Annotated in this window: 12 protein-coding genes and 1 pseudogene; all 13 read right to left on the minus strand. The window is 43.1% G+C overall.

The window, feature by feature from the left end; genetic code table 11:
- Positions 1–161 precede the first annotated feature (161 nt).
- The 13 genes and pseudogenes from VB073_RS08500 to VB073_RS08560 all read right to left on the minus strand — a co-directional run bounded on the left by VB073_RS08500 (position 162) and on the right by VB073_RS08560 (position 15274).
- The gene (locus VB073_RS08500) at positions 162–455 is read right to left on the minus strand and encodes a PG0541 family transporter-associated protein (RefSeq protein WP_323403731.1); all 294 of its coding nucleotides are present in this window, start codon (positions 453–455) and stop codon (positions 162–164) included.
- A complete protein-coding gene (locus VB073_RS08505) occupies positions 452–3613 on the minus strand; it encodes an efflux RND transporter permease subunit (protein WP_323403732.1) in 3162 nt (1053 codons plus the stop codon). The genes VB073_RS08500 and VB073_RS08505 overlap by 4 nt, the downstream gene beginning before the upstream one ends.
- Before the next feature lie 74 nt (positions 3614–3687).
- Positions 3688–4704 (minus strand): efflux RND transporter periplasmic adaptor subunit, encoded by a 1017-nt coding sequence (locus VB073_RS08510; protein WP_323403733.1) that lies wholly within the window; start codon positions 4702–4704, stop codon positions 3688–3690.
- Positions 4705–4737: 33 nt separating this feature from the next.
- A complete protein-coding gene (locus tag VB073_RS08515; protein WP_323403734.1) occupies positions 4738–6192 on the minus strand; it encodes a TolC family protein in 1455 nt (484 codons plus the stop codon).
- A gap of 9 nt (positions 6193–6201) precedes the next feature.
- On the minus strand, positions 6202–6819 hold the full coding sequence (locus VB073_RS08520) for a TetR/AcrR family transcriptional regulator (RefSeq protein WP_323403735.1): 618 nt from the start codon (positions 6817–6819) through the stop codon (positions 6202–6204).
- A 217-nt stretch (positions 6820–7036) separates the two neighbouring features.
- Positions 7037–7804 carry a LytTR family DNA-binding domain-containing protein gene (locus tag VB073_RS08525; RefSeq protein WP_323403736.1) on the minus strand — a complete coding sequence of 256 codons (768 nt, stop codon included), beginning with the start codon at positions 7802–7804 and terminating at the stop codon, positions 7037–7039.
- A gap of 49 nt (positions 7805–7853) precedes the next feature.
- The gene (locus VB073_RS08530; RefSeq protein ID WP_323403837.1) at positions 7854–8537 is read right to left on the minus strand and encodes a sensor histidine kinase; all 684 of its coding nucleotides are present in this window, start codon (positions 8535–8537) and stop codon (positions 7854–7856) included.
- A gap of 896 nt (positions 8538–9433) precedes the next feature.
- On the minus strand, positions 9434–9679 hold the full coding sequence (locus VB073_RS08535; RefSeq protein WP_323403737.1) for a hypothetical protein: 246 nt from the start codon (positions 9677–9679) through the stop codon (positions 9434–9436).
- Between the two features lie 15 nt (positions 9680–9694).
- Positions 9695–9892 (minus strand): annotated as a pseudogene (locus VB073_RS08540) (UDP-3-O-acyl-N-acetylglucosamine deacetylase); the annotation flags it as partial.
- A gap of 7 nt (positions 9893–9899) precedes the next feature.
- Positions 9900–10337, minus strand: coding sequence for a thioredoxin family protein (locus tag VB073_RS08545; RefSeq protein WP_323403738.1), 438 nt, complete (start codon positions 10335–10337; stop codon positions 9900–9902).
- Between the two features lie 325 nt (positions 10338–10662).
- Positions 10663–10956, minus strand: a complete 294-nt coding sequence (locus tag VB073_RS08550; protein WP_323403739.1) for a PG0541 family transporter-associated protein — start codon at positions 10954–10956, stop codon at positions 10663–10665.
- 130 nt (positions 10957–11086) lie between these two features.
- A complete protein-coding gene (locus tag VB073_RS08555; RefSeq protein ID WP_323403740.1) occupies positions 11087–14209 on the minus strand; it encodes an efflux RND transporter permease subunit in 3123 nt (1040 codons plus the stop codon).
- A gap of 42 nt (positions 14210–14251) precedes the next feature.
- Positions 14252–15274 carry an efflux RND transporter periplasmic adaptor subunit gene (locus VB073_RS08560; protein WP_323403741.1) on the minus strand — a complete coding sequence of 341 codons (1023 nt, stop codon included), beginning with the start codon at positions 15272–15274 and terminating at the stop codon, positions 14252–14254.
- Position 15275 lies beyond the last annotated feature (1 nt).

The raw sequence follows: 15275 nt of genomic DNA on the forward strand, positions 1-15275 counted from the left end.
GGATTTTTACCTGCCAAAGTTGAAAATAGCAGCACCGAACCGGTTGAATCAAATCCTATCCTGTACTTTCCACAGTGTCTTCTTCCTCCTTATAAATACGATAATAGAAAAAGGCGCCACTTTCCAGTAACGCCCCCTCGAGATTTATCATTAAGACTCAATTACATCATATCCTCAATATTCCAGACAAAAGCACGAAGTCCCAGGTTGGGCGACTCTTCATCGAGCTTCCTCAGGTAGTCCAGCAACAGCTTCACCCTGTCATCCTCTACCATAGTGAGGATAGCATTATTCAAAGCCGGCCATGCATGTGAACCGTAATGCGGCTCCCCCTTCTTGCTTCCACGTCCGTGCACCTCTTTCCATGAAGTGAATCCGCGTATATTGAGTGAATTCAAGTCGCCCACAATCTCATCGTAGTGCGCCTGGTCTAATGTTATCATTACTGCTTTCATTTTTCTCCTTGTTTAATAATGGTTAGGGTTTGATTGTGTCTGGAAATTCTCTCGTAATGCTTTTTACGTTGCCGTCTCACTCCGTTTCCACCGAAAACCGAATAGAGTGTGGGAATAAGGACAAGTGTTACAATCGTTGAAAATGTCATCCCCCCGATAATAGAGATACCAAGCGACTGCCACATTTCAGAACCCTGGCCAGTGCCGATAGCCAACGGAATCATCCCCAAAATTACGGTAAGGGTAGTCATCAATACGGGACGCAACCTCGAACGACCGCCGTGTACCACTGCTGTGATAATAGACATTCCCCGCTCCCGGTTCAGGTTGATATAGTCAATCAGCAAGATACCATTCTTCACCACCATCCCCACAAGCATGACCAGTCCAATAAGTCCCATAATACCAAGCGGTTCACCGGCGATCGCAAGAAACAGCAATGAACCTATAAACGCGAACGGAATGGATAGGATAATAATGAAGGGATATGTTAGCGATTCGAACTGGGATGCCATTACAATATACACCAACAGGATAACGATAACTATCAGCATCGTCAACTCGGAGAATGCCTCCTGCTGGTCTTCAATCGAGCCGCCGACCTCCACTTGTATTCCCGTTGGAATGTCCAATGTTGAAATGGCGTTATTCACATCTGCGGCTACATCGCTCAACGCTCGGTTATGGATAGAACCGCTCACAGTCACTATCCGCTGGCGATCTTTACGGTCGATCTCAGGCAGTGAAGAATTTTCCACCACTTTTCCCAAATCCCGCACACGTACACCCACACCCATTGGATTGTATATCAATATATTTTCAACATCCTCTATGGATTGGCGCGATTGTTCATCGTAGCGTACACGGATATCATACTCTTCGCCTTCTTCACGGAGATGTGTCATTGTCAGCCCGTTTATCCGGTTCCTGACAGCGCCGGCAGCAGTTCCCATACTTAACCCATTGAGTGACAATTTTTCCCTGTCGAACTCAATCTGGTATTCCATACGATAATCCTGACGGGAGACGGCCACATCACGTAATCCTTGTATATTTTGTAATTTAGATTCTACTTCTGCGGCAAGATGATCGGTTTCAGTAAAATCATACCCATAAATTTCCACATCTATCGTGCTCCCGCCACCTATGCCCCCCATATTTCCTCCGGGAGTCACTACAAAGTGGCTGATTGCCGGAATAGCGGCAAGGTCACTACGCAACTTATCCGAAATATCATAAATAGATCTTTTCCTGAACCTGGCTTCCTTCGTGCGGATATTAAAACTTAAAATATGCGGCCCGTTATCTTGGATGGATGCAAAAATATTATCTTCATCCGCCTGTCCCACAGTAAAAGAGTTGATCTCTATCTCAGGGTATTCCTCTTCTATTAATTTATTGATCCGTTGACCCGTGGCACGGGCTAATTCCATCCTTGTCCCTGTAGGCAATTCCACGGTCACTCCAATGGAATTGTTATCGGAGCTCGGCATAAACTCGGTTTTAAGTGTCACTGCCGATACTATAGTTCCTACTATGAATACGGCTATGATCACACCTAATGTCAGGCCACGTTTTCTTACCGCCCTGTTCACCAACCTACCGTAAGCTATGTCTAATTTGTCGAGTAACGGAAGGATATACCTGTTATACCATTTATTGAATTTACTCACTTTCGCTTCTTTCGTCGATCTCAACATTTTGGAGCTCATCATCGGTGTTAACGTCAAGGCAATAATCATTGAAAGAGTGATGATGATGGTCACCATCCATCCCAGTTGTTTGAACATCATCCCTGCAAGACCGCCGACCAGAGTCATCGGCAGGAAAGCCGCGATAATGGTCAATGTAGAAGCAATTACAGAAAGCGATACCTCCTCAGTACCATATACCGCCGCTTGCCGGGGACGACTACCCCGTTCAATATGAGTGGTAATATTCTCCAGCACCACTATTGCGTCATCCACTACCATACCGATACAGATCGAAAGAGCCGACAACGAAATAATATTGATGGTGTTTCCCGTGATATACAAATAGATGAACGAGCCGATGAGTGAAATGGGAATGGCGACCATGATAATTACAGTAGCTCTCCATCGCCCCAGGAATAATAAGACGACAAGGCCAACAATAATAAGGGCAAGCAGGATGGTTTCAAGCAAGCTGTTGATGGAAACCTTTACGTTATCCGAAGTGTCTATTACCGTTACCAGTTGAATATCGGGAGGGAGATTCTTCTGAAGTTCAGGAAGCTGTTGTCGCACTGCTTTCGCAATAGCTACCGTATTTGCTCCTGTCTGTTTTTGGATCATGATAGTCGCACTGCGTTGCCCGTTGGTATAACTCTCCATTATATTTGACTGAACGGTATCGCGTACTACGGCTACATCTTTCAGATAAATGGATTGCCCCTGGTTGGTTCCGATCACTATGTTATTCAACTCTCTACTCTCGGCTATCTCTCCCTGAAGGCGCAACATATAGGTTTGCGATCCTACTTCGAGATTTCCGGCAGGAACGTTCACATTTTCCGCAGCAATTTTCTGGGCGATCTGTTCCAGGGGAATATTGTATGCTTCCAGTTTTTCGGGTATCACATTCACCTGCACTTCACGCTGCGGCGCTCCGGAGATGGAAACAGTTCCTACGCCCGATACCCTGTTGAGAGGAGCAGCTATCTGATCATCAAGGATTTTATATAATGCATTCGCGCTCTCATTTGCCGTTGCAGAGAGGACTATTACCGGCACCATATCAGTACTGAATTTTAAAATCATGGGATCAGTGGTACCGGCAGGTAAGGAACTGGATATCAAATCCAACTTATCCCTGATATCATTCATGATATTGTTCATGTCTGTCCCCCAATTGAACTCAAGTATTATCACGGATATTCCATCTTTCGAAGTAGAAGTAACCTGTTTGATATTTTCTGTAGAGTTCAACACATTTTCCAACGGACGGGTAACGTTTGTTTCCACATCTTCCGCACCTGCACCGGGATAAGCAGTCATCACCGATGCCATATTCACATCCAATTCGGGCAACAAGTCAACCGGAAGCTGCCGGTAAAACATTATCCCGATAAGCACGATACCAATAAAGATCAAAGAAGTCCCGACAGGATTCTTGACCGCGGTTTCATATATCTTCATACGATTATTTTATTTGGGATTTGAGATTCGGGAATTATTTCTCCGCTTCCTAAATTCTCCGCTTCTTTTCAAATTCATTGTGTTACTCTAACTTCGGTCCCTTCAATCAATCCGGTATTTCCCTGTACGATCACACGGTCACCAATATGTAAGCCCGATACTATTTCATATTTATCCCCGATTCGGGTTCCCAACTCTACTTTTGTATAGAGGGCCTTTCCATCTTTTTCCAAAAAAACATACCGGTCATTGGACCCGGATTGTTTCAAGACGGCCAGGTCGGTGACGAGCGGACGCTCATTGGTACCGAAGTTAAGCGTTACACGTGAAAACATTCCCGGACGAAGGCGCTGGTCAGCGTTGTTCACTTCAATCTCCACGGGAAAAGTACGGGAAACAGGGTTTAGCGTAGGATATATCAGAGACACTTTTCCTTCGAAAGTCTCTCCCTCCAATGCATCCACTACTATTGAAGCGGGCATTCCCTGAGACACTTTACTATAATATGATTCCGACACATTGACCACTATTTTGGCCGGATTGATATTCTCGATCGTCAGGATCGGCATTCCGCCAGCCACATCACCCGGATCAAAGTTACGGGCGGTTACGATCCCGCTTATAGGACTTATCAATCCGGTATTTTCTCCAATAGTGTTCAGCGCAGTCTGCGCAATATCAAGCTGCGTTTTCAGTTGATCCAACTGTTGCCGGGAGACACCTCCCACTTTATACAACTCACGGTATCTTTCATAATCGCGCCTAAGAGTCGCCAGTTGTGTCTCTTGTTGTGAATAATTGGCAGCATCCATTGTCACTACAGTCTGTCCTTTGGCCACACGACTGCCAACATCCACATGAATAGCCCTGATACGTCCTCCCATAGCGGGAGTAATGTGGTTTACAGTTTTTGCCTCCACAGTGGCAGTGAAGGAAGATAACTGGTCTACGGGCACCAGCCTGACCTCTTCCACTATAACATTCCTTTTTACGTTTTCTGTTTGTTCACTCTTTTCTGATCCTTCACCACATGAAGAGAGTGTCAGAAGGGCTGCCAGCGGCATAAATGTTAGAAATACTTTTCGTTTCATCGGATTAAAATTATTTATTCTCATTTATTTGTTCTAATTTATCGCGTTAATGTCATAGCCGAGCGTTTTTTCCAAATCGGCCCGGGATGACAGATAGTCGTAAATCGCGTTACGATATTGCAATTCGGCATTGGTTACCGCAAGTGCGGCGGCATTCAGATCCACGATAGTCCCCGCCCCTATCTCATATCTTTTCTGGGTAATTTCGTATCCCTTCTTTGCCTGCTGTACAGACGATTCGGCGGCAACAACCTGTTCTATGCTTTTATTGATGAGCTCTACGCTGTTCTTTACGGATAGATGCAGGCCGCGTTTCAGGTGATGTCGTTGCTCTTGCAGTTGAACCAGTTGAATTTCGGACTGTTTGATATTGTGATACCGTTGCCCTCCGCTAAAGATAGGGATGGCAAGTGTCACACCTACCACAGAATAAGGATCCCAACGATATGTATTGAATTTAAAGTCGTTGTTCTGGCTTATATAGGAATAATTGAAAGAACTGGTAAGGGTAGGCAAACGTTGGAGTTTTTGCATCTCATAAGCATTCTTCGCTTGCATTGCTTGTAGGTCGAACTGTCTTAAATCGCTATTATCTAACAGATTATTATCGGAGGGAACAATGGCTTCGAACATCCATTTTTCATAATCCGAAAGCGATCCTATAATCTCCACCGGTAGCTCGGCGTCGATACCCATCAGCATTTTCAATTGAAGCTCCGCGATCTTCACCATGCTTTCTGATTGCAGGATATTGGGAATAATACTTTTGAGACGGACATCGGCGGTAATGACATCGTATTCGGCGACGACACCCTGATCAAACTTATTTTTGATATTCAACAGATTCAATGAGTCGGTCCTATAGGTTTCCCTGAACAGGTCATAGCTGTCCTTGGCCAGTAATGTACTGTAAAAGGCTTTTTTTACCTGATGTGTCAAGTCGATCTTCGATGAGCGTGACTGTTCCACAGCCATCTCCAGGTCGACCTTACTCATTTGGATGTTTTTCCATAATGACGGGACAACAAGCGGCAGGCTCACATTCACGGTTCCGTTCCATATATTTTTTCGTCCTACCTGAATACCATCATTAGCACTATCAGGATCGGGTGTCATCAACTTTCCCAGTACTTCCGCCACTTTTAACTCTTCCGGAGTAAGATCTCCCGGGTTCATGGAGCCACCACCGAAAAGGCTGCTCATATCCGTATCCAGGTACATCGTCTGGCGTTTTAAAGTGCGCTGATACTGTCCAATAAGATCTATTTGAGGAAATAATGCCCCATAAGCACTTCTTTTTGCATAGTTTTTTTTCTCAATCTCCATATCGGCCACTTTGACCAGGGGATTTTCACTCAAAGCAATTTGAACAGCCGTTTCCAGGTCTAAACGCAATACCCCGGAATCGAGCTCTTGCGCATTTGCTACAGATAACCTGAACAATCCACAAATCGCCACTAAGGCGATACCAATTTTTGTAGTTCTCATAAAATATTATTAATTATTTGAATTGGGTAAGCTGGCAATATATTTATCTATGATTTCGATGCCCTTATCGGTAGAGATCCCACGGAGCATATTAGTCATTATATTGAAAATAAGATCTGTACGAAGTAGAAAAGAACTTACTGAATACATACCAGTAATGAAAATAAATATGAAAGTACTTATGTCCAACCGGGAAATAGTTTCATCAAGACTTAAATTTTTTCGGATATAATTATCTTCTATTCCTTCTTTCAGTAATCGTTTCAAACAGACACTACTCTTTTCTGCATCCTCCACGATGGATTGATAAATTTCCGGATAATATTTGTAGACATCCTCCCAGAATATAGCCGCAGGTAGCCGAACGTATTTATAATGATTGATAATTTGTAAACATCCACAAATAATATTTTCTGATTGTCCCATGATCTCATTCATTGTACAGCTTATGTTCTCCCGATATACATGAATACAATTCTTCAAAATATCTTCTTTATTTTTAAAGTTCATGTAGATAGTCCGTTTTGAAATCCCTAAAGACGATGCCAAATCGTCCATAGAAACGTTTTTAATACCATCACGGCCAAAAAGGAGTGTTGCCTGTTGAATTATTCTTTCTCTTAACATTGTTTGGATAAGTCCATTTACGTTTTTGACAATGCAAAGTAATACTACAACGGTGCAGGTTGTAGAGAGGATAATTCCTAAATGGCTATTTTAAGCGCTGAAATGTAAAAAAACGATACCGAACCTATAGCGACTGTAACCATAGGCCCGGTATGTCGTCAATTGTGTTAACAGAATTGAAAAAACCACTATTTTCCTGATGGGAATGAATAATATATCAATCATCCGATCTCATATACCATTTCTTAAAATCGGCACTTCGGGTTCGGCTCACAATAATTCTTTCGGGCGTGGCAACGGAAAGGTTCACGGCTAATTTCCCGTCGAACCACATAGACAGGTCGGTTACGGCCTGATGTGAAATAATGAATTGCCTGTTTGCCCTGAAAAACAGATCGGGATCCAATTGCTTCAAAAAATCATCGAGCGACGTATCCATCATGTAATCACGTTTATTGAAGCAGGTAATCACTGCCTTTTTATTTTGTGAATAAACATAGGCAATATCGTCGGAAGAAACAGGTATCAATTTATCCTTAAACGGGATGAGAAAACATTTTTTGTGGGTTCTACCAGCCTGATGGATACTTTTCATTATCTGCGCAATCACATCGGAGTTATTATTGTTGGGCGAGAAATCTTTCAGCTTGGTCAAGGCTTTTTCAAGGCTTTTTTTACTGACCGGCTTGAGTAAATAGTCGATACTGTTTACTTCGAATGCTTTTAATGCATATTGGTCATAAGCCGTTATAAAAATAATCGGGCAACGAATTTCAATGCTTTTAAAAATAGAAAAGGAATCTCCATCGGCAAGATGGATATCCATAAAGATTATATCGGGTAGTTTATTTGTTGAAAACCATTCTATACTCTCATCCACATTTTGCAATACGGCAATAATATCTATATTTTCGTCTATCGACTTTAAAAGTCTTTCAAGATTCTGCGCAGCAGCAAATTCGTCTTCTACAATGACAGCGTTCATATGATTGAAGTTAGAAGTTGGAAATAAGAAATTAGAAGTTATAAGTATTTTAATTGATAATTTTATCGCTATACTTCTCCAGGTTTTTTATCAATGGGATTTCTACCCTGAAGAGAGAATCGTCGGTTTGCATATTGATATTTTCCCTGAACATCAACCAATAACGCTCATTAAGATTTGACAAACCCAAACCGTTTCCATCTCTCACATCCTGTCTCGGTTGTAGATTATTCTCCACCATTATTGTTTCATCTTCCGTCATTTTAATGATCAGATTCAACGGTTTCTGTAAACTGACTATATTATGCTTCACCGCATTTTCCACCAATGTCTGTATAGCAAAAGGCAGGATATAGTACTCCGGATGACCAGCCGGTATCTGGATGTTGACAGAGAAAGCATCCCCATACCGGATCTTCATCAGATAGATATAGGATTCGGTAAATTCCAGTTCATCGGAAAGTGATACTACCGAATGTTCCTGTATAGTATAGCGAAATACCGACGAGAGTTGCATCACGTACTCATGCGCACGTTCATCGTCGTAGCCGATCAATCCGTTGAGCGAGTTAAGTGAATTGAAAAGGAAATGGGGATCAGTTTGATTTTTCAATGCATTGTACCGGTTCCTGAAATTCTCAATGGTGAGGTTCTTGTTTTCTTCCATCCTTTCCTGATTTTTAATAATCAGATAGATCAGATAGGTAACAAAAACGGAAGAAATAAAAAACATCAAATCTTTGACAAACTGAATAATAGAATATTGATATGCCGTCAGTCCACCCTTGAACCAAATTCCCAACAGTTGAGACAGGATAGTACTCAAAACACCTACAAAAATAAATAAAGCGAAGAACGACAACCACGACTTTCTCCGATTATTAAAGAAATTTTTAATGATCCAAAATTCAATCCTAAAAAAGATATAGAGTAAAAACGTATTTACTAAAAACAAGATTACAGGCTCGAAAAAAAGGGTTACAGGTTTTATATAATATTCTGATCCGGAAATTCTTTGAGAAAATCTTTCTCCTATATTTTCTCCCATATAGTAACTGTACGTTAAGATGACAAGTTGCACAAAAACAAAAAATATATTTATGGACAACGCCGAAAAAAATGCCGTTTTTTTGTTTAATTGGATGATAGGAAATTCTGTTTGCCGAAACATTAGGGACATAAGAGTAGATTAGTTGTTTATAATTCAATGAGATGGGTACAAATATAATCAAAATCGGACTTTTACAAAAATAAGTATGTAAACTCAACGAGCAGCGGAAAATAATATCCGGAGCCCGTTGAGTTTTGAAGAAGAAGAAGAAACTATACTTCACCCTATTTGAGGAGACTGCCCCTGTCCAACTTCCTCCTTTATCTCATCAAGCGTGCGATGCAATCCTATTGCCGGCAATCCTGCATGGTTGGGGTGTAGACTGTCGAGTATTGGGGCAATCCCTTTTCTGTCAATATCTATTTAGAAGCGATAGTGGGTACCAACTGATTGCGCATCGTTTCTCTTGTTTGATAATGTAAAGATATGGCCCCATTTTCCATTCTGCTTACACCTCCCTACTCAAACGGCTGTTTTGCACGCTTAACTTAAAGAAACTAATGCTGAACCCAATTTTATCAAATATCATTTTCAGTTACTACGGATTCGTCTGTATTGCGACCCATCCGAGAAGGGACAAAACTGCCGGCCAATCCTCCCAATAATAAGCCATATATACTATTGGCCCACCATTCCGAAGAAAAGCCAAAGGTACCGTCAAAAATTCCATAATATTGCCAGTAAAAATATCCGGCTATCGCTCCCAGGATCATACCAAGGAAAGAGGTCATGTTTCTTCTGAAAAATAAGACAATTGCTTTCATACCAGTGATCGCTTACTATATAAAATTTTCATCCATTTCAAAGACAGGTTTCATTTTGATCTGCTCAATTATATTCCTCGCGAAAAGATTATTGATTCGGTGGCCGGGACGATTCGCTATAATTTTCCCTTTGATAAACTTGCCTGTGAGTGCAATATCTCCTATAACATCCAATAATTTATACCTTGCGGATTCATTAGGGAACAAAAATGGAACTTTTTCAGTGGTTTATCTTATTCACTATCTTCTCTAAATTATTGGTGGATACAACTCCCATGACCCGATTTGCTTCAATATCTCCGTTGAATATTAATAAATTGGGAATACCCGAAATATTATACTTATAATAATATTCGCTATTCTCTTCGATATCGATAGCATAGAAATGAATCCCCTGAAGGTGTTCTACATTTAATTGTTCTATATTGTATCGCATTTTCCGGCATAATCCGGAATCTTTCCGATAAAAAAACAGAAAGGTCTTTCCCTCTTTGTTCAGATTAATCTTATCCACTTCCATTAAGATAGATGGTAATTCATCGGATTCCGGAATATAATGTACATTTATGCCTGCAACGACTCTCGTCAAGATATAGAATACGATGATCCCTGATAGAAAGTGCCAGGGTTTAAAATAAAAAAAGTGATTGCCGTCCATATGTATTCAGTCAAGATTTGCTTATGATCTGCCGTCTCATTAAAATTATTCCTGTAAGACTCATAATTGAAAACAGTATTACAGATGCGGTAGATACAATGACTATTTTTAATCCTTGTTTCATTTGATCCCTATTTTTTATAATACAAAGTTAGAGTACAATTTCGCACCCTTTTTTACAAATTTACCAAAACGAACGTTTTGGTTACCCAACTGTATAAAATCAATACTCAAAAGTTGCTCATCGAGATATGTATGAAGAGGGAAAAAGAAAAAGGCGTCACTTTTCAGCAGCGCCTTCCTAGAATCAATCATTAAGACCGAATTATATCATATCTTCCACATTCCACACAAAGGCACGCAGACCCAAGTGGGGCGATTCCTCATCAAGCTTTCTCAGGTAGTCGAGTAACAATTTCACCCTGTCATCTTCCACGACAGTAAGAATGGCATTATTCATTGCCGGCCACGCATGGGTTCCATAATGTGGTTCCCCCTTCTTGCTTCCCCGACCACGTACATCTTTCCATGCGGTGAAGCCTCTTATATTGAGCGACGTCAGGTTACTTACAATCTCCACGTAGTGCGCCTGGTCCAAAGTTATCATTACTGCTTTCATTTCTTTTTATTTTGGAAGTTAGAAGTTAGAAGAAGAGGAGAAGTCCAAGAATCCAGAAATTTCTATAGTCTTGATTCTTGGATTTCATACTTCATCTTAACTTTTAGTTTTTAGTTTTTCACTACTCACTTTAACCGACCAACGCCTCACGGTGTTTCCTCCGTCTCCTGCGTACTCCGTAACCGGCCATCAAGGAATAGAGCGCCGGGATCAGCACAAGGGTGATAATCGTAGAGAAAGTCATACCCCCAATAATAGAGATACCCAACGACTTCCACATCTCAGATCCCTGACCTGTACCGACCGCCAACGGGATCATACCCAAAATTACGGTAAGAGTGGTCATCAATACGGGTCGCAACCTCGACCGGCCACCATGAACTACTGCCGTAATAATGGACATTCCTCTCTCCCGGTTCAGGTTGATATAGTCGATCAGCAGGATAGCATTCTTCACCACCATCCCTACAAGCATGATCAATCCCACAAATCCCATAATACCGAGCGGTTCACCTGTAAGGGCAAGGAACAGGATAGAGCCGGTAAAGGCGAACGGTACGGTGAGAATAATCATAAACGGATATGTAAGCGACTCAAACTGAGACGCCAGCACGATATATACCAACAGGGAAACGATCATAAGAAGAAGTCCCAACTGTGAAAATGATTCCTGCTGATCCTCCAGCGAACCGCCTATTTCCATTTGTACGCCCGACGGAAGTGTTACGCCGGCCACGACAGTATTTATATCGGTTACCACCTCACTCAGGGCACGCCCGTAGATGGTTCCGGTCACAGTGACAATACGCTGGCGGTCCTTACGGTCGACCTGCGGCAAGGTAGAGGTTTCCACCACTTTTCCCAGATCGCGTACGCGCACTCCTACCCCCATCGGGTTATATATCAATATATTTTCAATATCTTCAAGGGATTGACGATACTGTTCCTCGTAACGCACCCGGATATCGTATTCTTCCCCTTCTTCACGGTAGCGAGACATCACCAGCCCGTTGATCCTATTTCGGATAGCACCGGCTGCCGTACCCATATTCAGTCCGTTCAAAGCCAGCTTTTCACGGTCAAACTGGATCTGATACTCCATACGGTAATCTTTTCTCGATATCGTAATATCACGCAAACCCTTCACTCTTTCCAACTTGGATTTTATCTCTGCCGCAAGCTGGTCGGTAACTGCAAGATCATAACCATATATATTCAAGGCTACGTTACTTCCTCCGGTCATTCCCATATCACCACCTCCGGGCTGCACCTTAACCCGATACAATTCAGGCATATTAGCAAGATCCTGACGTATTTCATCCGACACATCATAGATGGTCTTTTTCCTGTTCTTTGCCTCTGTAAGACGTATTGTATAGGTCATTATGTTGGAAGCATTTTCCTGCATGGCGGCCCATGTATTGTCTTCGGAAGCGGCTCCTACACTGAAAGAGATAATCTCAATCTCCGGATATTTCTTTTCTAAGTTATCCGCAATGGTATGCCCTGTCTCACGGGCTACCTCCATACGAGTTCCGGTAGGCATTTCGACAGTCATCGCGATTTCGTTGTTATCCGACGCCGGCATAAATTCCGTCTTCAACGTGATAGCACTCACAATCACACTGATCACAAAAATTACCAGAATAGCCAGCAAAGTCAAGCCTCTCCTGCGGGAGACCCAGTTTACCAACCGCGCATACGAATGATCAAGGCCGTTGAGTAATGGAAGTATTCTTTTATTGTACCACCTGTCGAAACGGGATACTTTTGCATCTTTGGTAGACCGCATCATCGCAGCACTCATCATCGGGGTAAGCGTCATGGCTATGATCAACGACAGTGCAATAATAATGGTCACCATCCATCCCAACTGTTTGAACATCACACCGGCAAAACCACCTACCATGGTCATTGGAAGGAATACCGCAATAATAGTCAGTGTGGAGGCAATTACCGAAAGGGATACCTCTTCGGTACCATACACGGCTGCCTGCTTGACGCGGCTTCCGCGTTCAATATGAGTGGTAATATTCTCCAGCACCACAATGGCATCGTCCACCACCATACCGATAGTGATTGACAGAGCCGAGAGTGAAATCACATTGATGGTATTCCCGGTGAGATAGAGATAAATAAACGACCCGATCAGCGAAATGGGGATACTCACCATGATAATGATGGTAGCACGCCACCGTCCCAGGAAGAGAAGTACGATGATACCTACGATGATCAACGCCAGAATGATCGTCTCCATCAAACTGGCAATAGACACCTTGATATAATCGGAAGAGTCCATCACCGTGACAAGCTTAATATCAGGGGGAAGATTCTTCTCAAGCTCTCGCAACTGAGAATTCACCGCATCAGCAATGGCTGCGGTATTGGCTCCCGACTGTTTCTGTACCACGATGGAAGCGCTTCGCTGTCCATTGGTATAGCTCTCCTGCACACGGGACTCAAGGGTATCTTTCACCGATGCTACATCCCTTAGATAGATAGCACGTCCCTGGTTATTCCCTACGATAATATTATTCAGATCACGGCTGTTCTTGAATTCGCCCTCCAGGCGCAACATATAGGTCTGCGTACCGATATCGAAATTACCGGCAGGCACGTTCACGTTTTCAGTAGCGATCACTTGGGCAATCTGCTCCAGTGAGAGATTATATGCTTCCAGCTTCTCAGGGATTACATTGACCTGTATCTCCCTTTCTGGTGCGCCACTGACCGAAACGGTACCTACTCCCGCGATACGGTTAAGCGGGTTGGCCACCTGCTCGTCGAGTATCTTATAAAGTGCACCGGAACTTTCCTCTGCCGTGGCAGAGAGAACTACTACCGGGATCATGTCGGAGCTGAACTTCAGGATCATGGGGTCTTCCGTACCATCCGGTAGAAAGCCCGATATCATCGCCACTTTGTCACGTACATCATTCATCACAGCATCCATATCGGTGCCGAATTCGAACTCCAGCATGATCATCGACATACCATCCATCGACCGTGAAGTAATCTCTTTCAATTTCTCGGTAGAATTCAACACATCTTCAAGAGGACGGGTTACATTGGTCTCCACGTCTTCAGCACCTGCTCCCGAATAGGAGGTCATAACCGAGACTATATTTATGTCGATATTGGGATAGAGGTCCACGGGCAACTGCCTGTAGAACATGAGCCCTATCAATACAATACCGATGAATATCAGTGATGTTCCCACGGGATTTTTCACCGCGGTTTCATATATCTTCATACTATTATTTTATTTATGATTTGGGATGTAGGATTTGAAAGATCACTCAACAATCTCAACCTCAGTTCCATCGATCAAGCCGGTATTACCCTGCACGATCACCTTGTCTCCATTATTTAACCCGGAAACAATCTCATATTTATCATTGATACGTGTTCCCAATTGCACTAAAGTGTAAATCGCTTTCCCCTCTTTTTCGACGAATACATAACGGTCGTTGGAGCCAACCTGCTTCAATACGGCCCTGTCGGAGAGCAACGGACGTTCGTTAGTACCGAAGTTCATCTTCACGCGGGCGAACATACCGGGGCGTAACCGCTGGTCGCTGTTAGACACCAATATTTCCACAGTAAAAGTATGTGCAATCGGATCAAGTGTAGGGTGAATCAACGATACCGTTCCCTGGAATGATTCATTAGCAAGAGCGTCCACCAACACTTCTACCGGCATCCCTTTCACCACCTGGCTATAATAGGATTCGGAAACATTGACTTTCACTTTTACGGGATTGATACTCTCTATGGTGAGGATAGGAAGTTGTCCGGCCACGTCACCCGGATCGAAATTACGGGCAGTCACCACTCCATTCACTGGACTGGTCAGGGTAGTATTCTCATCCAGACTGTTCAGGGCATATTCTGCCACATCGAGTTGCGCTTTAGCCTGGTCGAGTTGCTGTTTGGAAATTCCACCCACTTCATACAGCTCTTTATACCGTTCGTAGTCGCGTTTCATGGTGGCCACCTGCGTCTGTTGCTGCGAGAGGTTTACCTTGTCCATAATCACTAGTACCTGTCCCCGACGCACCTGTGCGCCTATATCTACCTTGATTTCACGGATACGTCCACCCATGGCGGGAGCAATGTTATTCACCTGATCGGCCTCCACCGTTGCGGTAAAGGTAGATATCTGCTCTATCGGCACCAACTGCACCTGTTCTACTCGTACCTTTGTCTTCTGTGGGGCTTCGCTTTCGGTTGTCCCGGTACGTTCCGCTCCTCCACAGGAAGCAAGCAATGCAACTGCAAGAAAAGGAGTTATTCTCAATAAACTGTATCGTCTCATA

Source organism: Proteiniphilum sp. (assembly GCF_034927365.1).
Classification (GTDB): Bacteria; Bacteroidota; Bacteroidia; order Bacteroidales; family Dysgonomonadaceae; genus Proteiniphilum.

What these genes read in the sequence shown, in the direction of transcription:
- VB073_RS08500 (WP_323403731.1), bottom strand. Translation starts at nt 455, where the DNA reads ATGAAAGCAGTAATGATAACATTAGACCAGGCGCACTACGATGAGATT.
- VB073_RS08505 (WP_323403732.1), bottom strand. Translation starts at nt 3,613, where the DNA reads ATGAAGATATATGAAACCGCGGTCAAGAATCCTGTCGGGACTTCTTTG.
- VB073_RS08510 (WP_323403733.1), bottom strand. Translation starts at nt 4,704, where the DNA reads ATGAAACGAAAAGTATTTCTAACATTTATGCCGCTGGCAGCCCTTCTG.
- VB073_RS08515 (WP_323403734.1), bottom strand. Translation starts at nt 6,192, where the DNA reads ATGAGAACTACAAAAATTGGTATCGCCTTAGTGGCGATTTGTGGATTG.
- VB073_RS08520 (WP_323403735.1), bottom strand. Translation starts at nt 6,819, where the DNA reads ATGTTAAGAGAAAGAATAATTCAACAGGCAACACTCCTTTTTGGCCGT.
- VB073_RS08525 (WP_323403736.1), bottom strand. Translation starts at nt 7,804, where the DNA reads ATGAACGCTGTCATTGTAGAAGACGAATTTGCTGCTGCGCAGAATCTT.
- VB073_RS08530 (WP_323403837.1), bottom strand. Translation starts at nt 8,537, where the DNA reads ATGTTTTTTATTTCTTCCGTTTTTGTTACCTATCTGATCTATCTGATT.
- VB073_RS08535 (WP_323403737.1), bottom strand. Translation starts at nt 9,679, where the DNA reads ATGAAAGCAATTGTCTTATTTTTCAGAAGAAACATGACCTCTTTCCTT.
- VB073_RS08545 (WP_323403738.1), bottom strand. Translation starts at nt 10,337, where the DNA reads ATGGACGGCAATCACTTTTTTTATTTTAAACCCTGGCACTTTCTATCA.
- VB073_RS08550 (WP_323403739.1), bottom strand. Translation starts at nt 10,956, where the DNA reads ATGAAAGCAGTAATGATAACTTTGGACCAGGCGCACTACGTGGAGATT.
- VB073_RS08555 (WP_323403740.1), bottom strand. Translation starts at nt 14,209, where the DNA reads ATGAAGATATATGAAACCGCGGTGAAAAATCCCGTGGGAACATCACTG.
- VB073_RS08560 (WP_323403741.1), bottom strand. Translation starts at nt 15,274, where the DNA reads ATGAGACGATACAGTTTATTGAGAATAACTCCTTTTCTTGCAGTTGCA.